The organism is Blautia sp. BIOML-A1, from assembly GCF_009883055.1.
In the GTDB taxonomy this organism is placed as follows: domain Bacteria; phylum Bacillota; class Clostridia; order Lachnospirales; family Lachnospiraceae; genus Blautia_A.
The window spans coordinates 99,149-106,480 of the sequence record NZ_WWVR01000007.1 but is presented as its reverse complement, the minus strand read 5'-3'; the positions used below and the strand labels follow the sequence as shown (position 1 = coordinate 106,480).

General features: G+C 47.2%; 6 protein-coding genes and 3 tRNA genes. All 9 read left to right on the top strand.

Annotated elements, in window-relative coordinates:
• A partial coding sequence (locus tag GT674_RS05400; RefSeq protein ID WP_161284778.1) for a peptidoglycan-binding domain-containing protein occupies positions 1-1,014 on the top strand: 1,014 nt, incomplete at its 5' end.
• A 171-nt stretch (positions 1,015-1,185) separates the two neighbouring features.
• A tRNA-Leu gene (locus GT674_RS05395) sits at positions 1,186-1,270 on the top strand.
• Positions 1,271-1,359: 89 nt separating this feature from the next.
• A tRNA-Leu gene (locus GT674_RS05390) sits at positions 1,360-1,444 on the top strand.
• Between the two features lie 82 nt (positions 1,445-1,526).
• A tRNA-Leu gene (locus GT674_RS05385) sits at positions 1,527-1,611 on the top strand.
• A 226-nt stretch (positions 1,612-1,837) separates the two neighbouring features.
• Positions 1,838-2,845, top strand: coding sequence for a deoxyguanosinetriphosphate triphosphohydrolase (locus tag GT674_RS05380; RefSeq protein WP_161284777.1), 1,008 nt, complete (start codon positions 1,838-1,840; stop codon positions 2,843-2,845).
• 20 nt (positions 2,846-2,865) lie between these two features.
• On the top strand, positions 2,866-4,668 hold the full coding sequence (dnaG, locus tag GT674_RS05375) for a DNA primase (RefSeq protein WP_161284776.1): 1,803 nt from the start codon (positions 2,866-2,868) through the stop codon (positions 4,666-4,668).
• A gap of 38 nt (positions 4,669-4,706) precedes the next feature.
• The gene (gene rpoD, locus GT674_RS05370) at positions 4,707-5,831 is read left to right on the top strand and encodes an RNA polymerase sigma factor RpoD (protein ID WP_161284775.1); all 1,125 of its coding nucleotides are present in this window, start codon (positions 4,707-4,709) and stop codon (positions 5,829-5,831) included.
• Entirely contained in the window at positions 5,831-6,547 is a 717-nt protein-coding gene (locus tag GT674_RS05365) for a tRNA (adenine(22)-N(1))-methyltransferase (RefSeq protein ID WP_161284774.1), read from the top strand. Before rpoD ends, GT674_RS05365 begins: the two co-directional genes overlap by 1 nt.
• Positions 6,537-7,319, top strand: a complete 783-nt coding sequence (locus GT674_RS05360) for a Nif3-like dinuclear metal center hexameric protein (RefSeq protein ID WP_161284773.1) — start codon at positions 6,537-6,539, stop codon at positions 7,317-7,319. Before GT674_RS05365 ends, GT674_RS05360 begins: the two co-directional genes overlap by 11 nt.
• Positions 7,320-7,332 lie beyond the last annotated feature (13 nt).

Below are 7,332 nucleotides of genomic sequence, written 5' to 3'. Positions count from 1 at the left end.
ACGGTTCAGGTAGAGGCGGAAGGTTTTGAAAACTCGGAAATTGCAGGTATACAGGTTCTTCCATCGGTCAGGGCAGAGCAGCCGGTAAGACTTGCATTTCAGGCAGGTGCAGAGTTTGAGCGTCTTGTGATCGGTCCTCATACTCTGTGGGGAGAATATCCACCCAAGATAGAAGAGGCGGAGGTAAAGCCGGTAGGAGAGAGCGGAGAGATTGTTTTGAGCCGGGTTGTGATCCCGGAATATGTTGTTGTACATGACGGGCCGGTGAACGACACTACAGCACAGGATTACTATGTGCGTTATAAAGATTATATCAAAAATGTAGCAAGCAGTGAGATTTATGCGACCTGGCCGGACGATACGATACGGGCGAATGTACTGGCGATCATGTCCTTTACACTGAACAGGGTTTATACAGAATGGTACCGGAATAAAGGCAAAGATTTCACGATCACTTCTTCCACGGCCTATGATCATAAGTGGATACGCGGGAGAAATATATTTGACAGCATTTCGAGGATTGTGGATGAGCTTTTTGAGAATTATCTGTCCAGACCGGATGTGCGGCAGCCGATCCTGACGCAGTACTGTGACGGACGTCAGGTGCAGTGTAAGGACCGGGGCTGGATGACACAGTGGGGCAGTAAGTCGTTAGGAGACAGAGGATATTCACCGATTGAGATCCTCAGGTATTTTTATGGAAATGATATCTATATCAACGTCGCAGAGGGAATATCGGGAATTCCCCTGTCCTGGCCCGGATATGATCTTAATATTGGCGCAACGGGAAATAAAGTCCGGCAGATTCAGGAACAGCTGAATGTGATCGCAGAGGCGTATCCAGCGATTCCGAAGGTGGGTGTAGATGGGATTTATGGAGAGCAGACAAAAGCTGCAGTCCGTAAATTCCAGAATATATTCGGTCTTTCGGAAACAGGGATCACGGATTATTCCACCTGGTATAAGATTCAGGAGATCTATGTTGCGGTCAGCAGAATTGCGGAATTAAGCTAGGAAACAGCAATACCATCAGTCAACGATATGGCTGGTGGTATTTGCGAATTGAATTAAATTTATAAAAAAATGAAAAAATTTCAAAAAATGCTTGACTTTGTGAATGGCTTCTGGTATTCTACTACTTGTCGCGAGGGAAGAGAGCAAAGAATTCCCGATGAAATGCGATATGCGGAAGTGTCGGAACTGGCAGACGAGCAAGACTAAGGATCTTGTGAGCATTGCGCTCGTGTGGGTTCAAGTCCCATCTTCCGCATGAAAGGTATTGACTTATGTACTACCTTTTGTTATACTAATATCTATCGCGAGGGAAGAGAATAAAGAATTCCCGGAGAAATGCGATATGCGGAAGTGTCGGAACTGGCAGACGAGCAAGACTAAGGATCTTGTAAGCATTGCGCTTGTGTGGGTTCAAGTCCCATCTTCCGCATGAAAGGTATTGACTTTTACATTACCTTTTGTTATACTAACATTTGTCGCGAGGAAATGTATGTTTCCATGAAATGCGATATGCGGAAGTGTCGGAACTGGCAGACGAGCAAGACTAAGGATCTTGTGAGCATTGCGCTCGTGTGGGTTCAAGTCCCATCTTCCGCATGAGAGAACTCCTGTTACATCAGGAGTTTTTTTGTGTTATTACAGAGTGCTTTCTATAACGCAGAAATGCCCTGCGAGGATACACTCAGATGTATGAGAAAGACATCTGCGAGATAAAAAAGAAATTTTTTTGAAAAAAAGAGGAATTTGAAACATTATGTAGAATATATTAATATAAGGAATTTTGTCGTTACTGTGAACCATTTGTACGGTAGAGGATATGCTTATGAATATCAGAGAGAAGATGGAACAGCAGGAACTGGAACTTTTGAATCCGTATGCGGCACACAGTGCTCATTCCAGAGGGAGAGAACGTGCAGAAGAAGAGTGTGATGTCAGGACTGTTTATCAGAGAGACCGTGACAGGATTCTTCACAGCAAGGCATTTCGCAGACTCAAGGATAAGACGCAGGTGTTTCTTGCACCGCATGGTGACCATTACAGGAATCGTCTTACGCATACTCTTGAGGTATCACAGATTGCCCGGACGATCGCCAAGGCTCTCCGGCTGAATGAGGATCTGGTTGAGGCAATCGCACTTGGACATGATCTTGGGCATACGCCGTTTGGCCATGCCGGTGAGCATGCATTAAATGAGATCCATCCGGGAGGTTTTGCCCATTACCGGCAGAGCATCCAGGTTGTACAGGTTCTGGAGAAGAACGGAGAAGGACTGAATCTTACGTGGGAAGTGCGGGATGGAATTCTGAACCACCGTCTCAGCGGGAAACCTGCGACTCTGGAGGGACAGATCGTTCGTTTTTCAGACAAGATCGCTTATATTCATCATGATATGGATGATGCCCAGAGAGCAGGCATCCTGACCGAGGACGATATACCGGTCACGCTTCGGATACTTCTTGGCTATACGACAAGAGAACGCCTGAATACATTCGTGCACGATATTATTGAGAACAGTCTTGGCAGGGATCATATAGAGATGTCGGGAGAGATCTTTGAGGCATTGATGAATCTTCGGTCGCTTATGTTCCAGAATGTATATATGCATCCGGAGGCAAAGAAAGAAGAGCAGAAAGCAATCAGAATGCTCACGAAATTATACGAATATTATATTGATAATCCGGAACAGATGTCCAGAGAATATCAGGAGCTCATAAAGAGAGGAGAACCTGTATCCCAGGCGGTCTGTGATTACCTGTCAGGTATGACAGATCAGTATTCTATGGAGAAGTTCCGGCAGATATACATACCGAAGTCCTGGGAGGGCTATTAAGCAGCAGAGGAGGATGGGCAATGCGTTATTCCGACGATATCATTGAAGAAGTACGTCAGAAGAATGATATTGTAGATGTGGTATCCCAATATGTGAAACTAACACGGAAGGGAAGTTCTTATTTCGGACTGTGTCCCTTTCATAATGAGAAAACACCTTCGTTTTCCGTGACGCCGGGAAAGCAGATGTATTATTGCTTTGGCTGCGGAGCCGGCGGAAATGTTTTTAATTTTATTATGGAATATGAGAATTATACATTTGGGGAGGCACTGAAGCATTTGGCTGACAGGGCAGGAGTAGAACTTCCAAAGATCGAATATTCCAAAGAAGTGAGAGAGAAGGTACAGGAGAGGACGGAACTTCTGGAGATCAATAAGCAGGCTGCACAGTATTTTTATTATCAGCTCCGCACAGAAAAGGGGGAGCAGGGATACCAGTATCTTACCGGCCGCGGTCTCAGCGAGGAGACCTTACGTAAGTTTGGACTCGGGTATTCAGATAAATTTGGCGGTGGCCTGTATCAGTTCCTCAAATCCAAAGGATACAGCGATGACCGGCTTCGGGAATCGGGTCTGTTCAATGTAGATGAACGCCATGGAATGTATGACAAGTTCTGGAACCGTGTGATCTTTCCGATCATGGATGTCAATAACCGTGTGATCGGTTTTGGCGGCCGTGTCATGGGAGATGGCAAACCGAAGTATCTGAACTCTCCGGAAACTAAGATTTTTGACAAGAGCAGAAACCTGTATGGACTGAATGTGGCAAGGACAACCAGGCAGAAGTATCTGATCCTCTGTGAGGGATATATGGATGTGATCTCCATGCACCAGGCAGGATTCACAAATGCCGTTGCTTCTCTTGGAACAGCGCTTACCTCGGGACATGCAAGCCTTCTGAAGCGTTACACGCAGGAGGTGTTGCTTCTTTATGACAGTGATGAAGCCGGTGTCCGTGCGGCACTTCGTGCGATCCCGATTCTTCGGGAAGCGGGGCTGAATTCCAGGGTCGTGAATCTGCGCCCATATAAAGATCCGGATGAATTCATCAAGAATCTTGGGGCGGAGGCTTTTGAGGAACGGCTTAAGCAGGCATCTGACAGCTTTATGTTCCGGGTCAGTGTGGCAGAGAGTGAGTTCCAGATGGAGGAACCGCAGGGGCAGAACCGCTTTTTTGAACGCTGTGCGGAGATGATCCTGGAACTGAAGGATGAACTGGAGCGGAATCTCTATATCGAGGCTGTTGTCAGGAAATACCGGGGACAGTACGGGATCAGTACCGAGGATTTAAAGAAGAGAGTCAACACACTGGCACTTAAGGGGACACCGGCAGAATACCGCGTGCAGCCAAAGAAAAGTCAGGATAGTACCGCTAAGAAAAAGAAAGAAAATGCATCTGAACAGGCGCAGAAACTGATGCTGACCTGGATCGTCACCTATCCGAAGATTTTTGATAAGGTGGCACAGTATCTGACACCGGAGGATTTTGTGGTCCCTCTGTATCGGGAAGTCGCAGGCATGCTGTTTGCACAGAGGGAGGAGGGAGATGTAAATCCCGCCAGACTTCTGAACAGCTTTACGGACAGTGAACAGCAGAGAGAGGTTGCCTCGTTGTTTAATGCGACGATCCATCTTGAGACGCCAAAGGAGCAGGATCAGGCATTTGCCGATACGCTTCTTCGGATCAAGACAGAGAGCCTTGCAGAAAAAAACCGGAACTGGAATCCTGCGGATATCGCGGGACTGCAGGAGATCATCAAAGCAAAAAAAGAATTAGAGGAACTCGGCCGAAAACGCCGGGAACTGCATATTTCTTTTGAATAAGGATAAAATATAAACACTATATGGAGGAATGAGCACCTATGGAAATGAATATGGGTAAATTCAGCGAGAAACTGGTTGAACTTCTGGAGCTTGCAAAAAAGAAAAAAAATGTACTGGAATACCAGGAGATCAGTGATTTCTTCAAAGATCAGCCCCTGGAAGTTGAACAGATGGAGAAGGTATACGATTTCCTGGAAGCCAGCGGAGTAGATGTTCTCCGTATTTCAGGGAATGACGATAGCCTGATGCTGGACGATGATGCAGATCTGGATAAGCTCGATGATGAGGAAGAGATCGAGCTCGATAAGATCGATCTCTCAGTGCCGGAAGGTGTCAGCATTGAGGATCCGGTCCGTATGTATCTCAAGGAGATCGGTAAAGTCAGCCTTCTTACAGCAGACGAGGAGATCGAGCTTGCGAAGCGTATGGAGCAGGGCGATGAGGAAGCCAAGAAACGTCTGGCAGAAGCCAACCTTCGTCTGGTAGTCAGCATTGCGAAGCGTTATGTGGGACGCGGAATGCTGTTTCTGGATCTGATCCAGGAAGGAAACCTCGGACTTATCAAGGCAGTTGAGAAATTTGACTACCGTAAAGGATATAAATTCAGTACCTATGCAACCTGGTGGATCCGTCAGGCGATCACAAGAGCGATCGCGGACCAGGCCAGAACTATCCGTATTCCGGTGCATATGGTAGAAACCATCAACAAACTGATCCGTGTTTCCCGTCAGTTACTGCAGGAGTTAGGCCGTGAACCTACTCCGGAAGAAATTGCAGAAGAGATGGATATGAATGTAGAGAGAGTCCGTGAGATCCTCAAGATCTCTCAGGAACCAGTATCTCTGGAAACTCCGATTGGTGAGGAGGAGGACAGCCATCTTGGAGACTTTATCCAGGACGACAATGTTCCGGTACCGGCAGATGCGGCAGCATTTACCCTGCTCAAGGAGCAGCTGATCGAAGTGCTTGGAACGCTGACAGAGAGAGAACAGAAAGTCTTAAGACTTCGTTTCGGACTGGATGACGGACGTGCACGTACTCTTGAAGAGGTTGGTAAGGAATTCAACGTCACCAGAGAGCGTATCCGTCAGATCGAGGCGAAGGCACTGCGCAAGCTGCGTCATCCGAGCCGCAGCCGCAAGCTGAAGGATTATCTGGACTGATGGGTGCTTCAGTACAGATATCCAGGAGGCTTTGTGCGATCGCCGATATGGTGACAGAGGGAAACCGACTGGTGGATGTGGGCTGCGATCATGGATATCTGCCGGTATACCTGAAGCTTCAGGGCAGGATCCCGGGAGCGATTGCAACAGATGTTGCAGAAGGACCATTATCCAGAGCGAGAGCACATATTGAACAGTATGGCTTGGGTTCTTACATAGAAACCAGACGCTGTGACGGACTGGCTGATATCGGACATGGAGAGGGAGATACTCTGGTTATCGCGGGAATGGGAGGACCTTTGATGGAGCGCATTCTTACGGATGGCAGAAGTGTCTGGGAAGATTTTCAGGAGATGATCCTTCAGCCACAGTCGGATATTCCGCATTTTCGACACTTCCTTCTTGAAAACGGATTTCGCATTACAGAAGAAGAAATGATCCTTGAGGACGGCAAGTTTTACCCGATCCTCAAGGTGGATCGAAAAACAGAAGAGCAGACCTTGCCGTGGAGTATACAGGAAGAGATGTTTGGCAGATTCCTTCTGGAGAAGAGACATCCGGTTCTTAAGAAATATCTGGAGCGGGAATTAAGGATCCACGAAGAGATTCTGGAAAGACTGAAAGAAGCCACTGGAGAGAGTGCGGTTAAACGCAAAAAAGAAATCGAGGAGGAGAGGCAGCTTATCCTGGCTGCCCTGAATCATTATGAAAGTTAAGGAACTGACAGCATGGCTGGATCATGAATATCCGGCAGAGGCGGCAGAGAACTGGGACAACGTCGGACTTCTGGTCGGAGATGATGAGGAGGGTGTTTTTCATGTCTTTCTCGCATTGGACCTGACAGAGGAAACGCTTGAGGAGGCAGTTCAGGAAGGTGCAGATATGATCATCACGCATCATCCGATGATCTTTGGCGGAATCAAGAGGATCAATAATTATGACTCGTCCGGAAGAAAAATTATGCGTCTGATCAGGAATAATATTTCCTATTATGCCATGCACACCAACTATGATGTACTTGGTATGGCTGAACTGAGCGCGGATTATCTGAAGCTTACGGACAGAGAAGTCCTTTCTGTGACAGAGGAGACAAAGGACGGCTGTGAGGGATTTGGCCGTGTCGGAATGCTTCCGGAGCAGATGACGCTGAGAGAGTGCGGAGACTTTGTCAAAAAGGCTCTTGCACTTCATGATGTCAGAGTTTACGGTGATCCGGATTGTCTGGTGCAGAAGGCGGCAGTCTGTACGGGAAGCGGCAAGAGTATGATCCCGGATGCACTGGCAAAGGGAGCGCAGGTGTACGTTACCGGTGATATTGATCATCATACGGGAATTGATGCCGTAGCTGCCGGTCTTCCGATCATAGATGCCGGACATTATGGAACAGAATATATTTTTATGGAGGCCATGAAGAAAAAACTGAGTCAGAAATTTCCGAAGCTTCAGATTTCATGTGCAAAAATAAAAAGCCCGTATATAACATTGTGACATCAAGGGTAAA

Excerpts from the sequence above, each read along its gene's own strand:
- GT674_RS05380 (WP_161284777.1), top strand. The coding sequence starts at position 1,838 with ATGAATATCAGAGAGAAGATGGAACAGCAGGAACTGGAACTTTTGAAT.
- dnaG (WP_161284776.1), top strand. The coding sequence starts at position 2,866 with ATGCGTTATTCCGACGATATCATTGAAGAAGTACGTCAGAAGAATGAT.
- rpoD (WP_161284775.1), top strand. The coding sequence starts at position 4,707 with ATGGAAATGAATATGGGTAAATTCAGCGAGAAACTGGTTGAACTTCTG.
- GT674_RS05365 (WP_161284774.1), top strand. The coding sequence starts at position 5,831 with ATGGGTGCTTCAGTACAGATATCCAGGAGGCTTTGTGCGATCGCCGAT.
- GT674_RS05360 (WP_161284773.1), top strand. The coding sequence starts at position 6,537 with ATGAAAGTTAAGGAACTGACAGCATGGCTGGATCATGAATATCCGGCA.